The sequence below is a fragment of the Azonexus sp. genome, assembly GCF_036170495.1.
In the GTDB taxonomy this organism is placed as follows: Bacteria; Pseudomonadota; Gammaproteobacteria; order Burkholderiales; family Rhodocyclaceae; genus Azonexus.
The window spans coordinates 6,893-8,718 of sequence record NZ_JAVHPH010000395.1 but is presented as its reverse complement, the minus strand read 5'-3'; the positions used below and the strand labels follow the sequence as shown (position 1 = coordinate 8,718).

At 59.1% G+C, this 1,826-nt stretch carries 2 protein-coding genes and 1 pseudogene; all 3 read left to right on the top strand.

Annotated elements, in window-relative coordinates; all coding sequences use genetic code 11:
- Positions 1–633, top strand: a pseudogene (locus tag ADADOO_RS14620) (nitrite reductase large subunit); the annotation flags it as partial.
- Between the two features lie 27 nt (positions 634–660).
- The gene (gene nirD / locus ADADOO_RS14615) at positions 661–972 is read left to right on the top strand and encodes a nitrite reductase small subunit NirD (protein ID WP_511278239.1); all 312 of its coding nucleotides are present in this window, start codon (positions 661–663) and stop codon (positions 970–972) included.
- Positions 973–1,004: 32 nt separating this feature from the next.
- Entirely contained in the window at positions 1,005–1,817 is an 813-nt protein-coding gene (locus ADADOO_RS14610) for a formate/nitrite transporter family protein (RefSeq protein ID WP_511278238.1), read from the top strand.
- The last annotated feature ends 9 nt before the right edge of the window (positions 1,818–1,826 follow it).

The following is a 1,826-nucleotide window of genomic DNA, read 5'->3' as shown; positions in this document are numbered from 1 at the left end:
GACCTGCTCGGCATCAAGAAGGAAGACCTGCCCGCCATCTGGGCCGACCTCAACGCCGCCGGCATGGTCTCCGGCCACGCCTACGGCAAGTCGATCCGCACCGTGAAAACCTGCGTCGGCGCCGAGCACTGCCGCTTCGGTACGCAGTTGGCCATGTCGATGGGCGTCAAGCTCGAAAAGATGCTTTTCGACATGTACGCTCCGCACAAGGTCAAGCTTGCCGTCTCCGGCTGCCCGCGCAACTGCGCCGAAGCCGGCATCAAGGACGTCGGCGTGATCGGCGTCGATTCCGGCTACGAGCTCTACATCGGCGGCAACGGCGGTATCAAGACCGAAGTCGCCCAGTTCCTGTGCAAGGTGACGAGCGACGAGGAGGTCATGGAATACGCCGGCGCCTTCCTTCAGCTCTACCGCCTCGAAGGCTGGTACCTGGAGCGCACCTGCCACTACCTGGAGCGCGTTGGCCTGGATTACGTGAAAGGCCGGATCGTCGAGGATGAAGAAGGCCGCAAGGCGCTCTATGCCGCGCTACTTGCCGAGCTGAAGGGCGCCAAGGACCCGTGGGCGACTTCGCGCGAGCCGGAAGCGATCAAACAATTCATTCCTATCGTGCCGGTTACGGTCGACGCCTAAAAATTGCCAAAAATTGAGGATTGCAAAATGAATCACTGGAAACTGATTTGCCCGCTGGAAGACATCCCGCAACTCGGCTCGCGCATCGTCAAGCCGGCCACCGGTGGCGATATTGCCATTTTCCGCACCGCCGACGACGCTGTGTTTGCCATGCACGACAAATGCCCGCACAAGGGCGGGCCGCTGTCGCAAGGCATCGTCCACGGCAAGCGCGTGACCTGCCCGCTGCATGGCTGGAACATCGGCCTCGAAGATGGCCACGCCGTGGCGCCGGATGTCGGGTCCTGCACCAAATTTGAAGTGAAGCTCGAAAACGGCCAGGTTTTTCTGGCAGTTTGACAAAAAAATCTATTTAAACAGGGGAACCACGCATGGCTTATCTAGCACCTTCTGAATTCGTCACCAAGATGGTGGATGCGGGCGAATCAAAAATTTATATGTCGACCCGGGATACGGTGATCCGCGCCTTCATGGCCGGCGCCATTCTTAACCTGGCCGCCGTTTTTGCCGTCACGGTAGCGACCCAGACCGGGTCACCCATTTTTGGCGCCATGCTTTTTCCGGTTGGTTTTTGCATGCTTTATCTCCTCGGTTACGACTTGTTGACCGGGGTTTTTGTGCTGACGCCGCTCGCCCTGCTCGACAAACGTCCCGGCGTCACCTTGCCGCGCATTTTTAGAAACTGGGGGCTGGTATTTGCCGGCAACTTTCTCGGCTCGCTGACGGTGGCCGTCTTGATGGCCATCGTCTTTACCTATGGCTTTGCCACCACGCCCAGCGATGTTGGTCAGAAATTGGCCAAAATCGGCGAATCCCGCACCGTCGGCTATGCTGCATTCGGTGCCGCGGGCTGGCTGACCATTTTTATCCGCGGCGTTTTGTGCAACTGGATGGTCTCCACCGGCGTTGTCGGCGCCATGATTTCAACCTCGGTGACCGGCAAAATCGCCGCCATGTGGATGCCGATCATGCTTTTCTTCGGAATGGGGTTCGAGCACTCGGTGGTCAATATGTTCCTGTTCCCGACAGGGCTGATGATGGGCGGTCACTTCACGATCATGGACTACCTGCTGTGGAACGAAATTCCCGTCGTCCTTGGCAACCTCGTCGGTGGCCTGGCGTTCACCGGCCTGACCCTCTACACCACGCACATCAAGACGGCCCCCAAACGCGCCCTGAGCTGATCGGCCGCC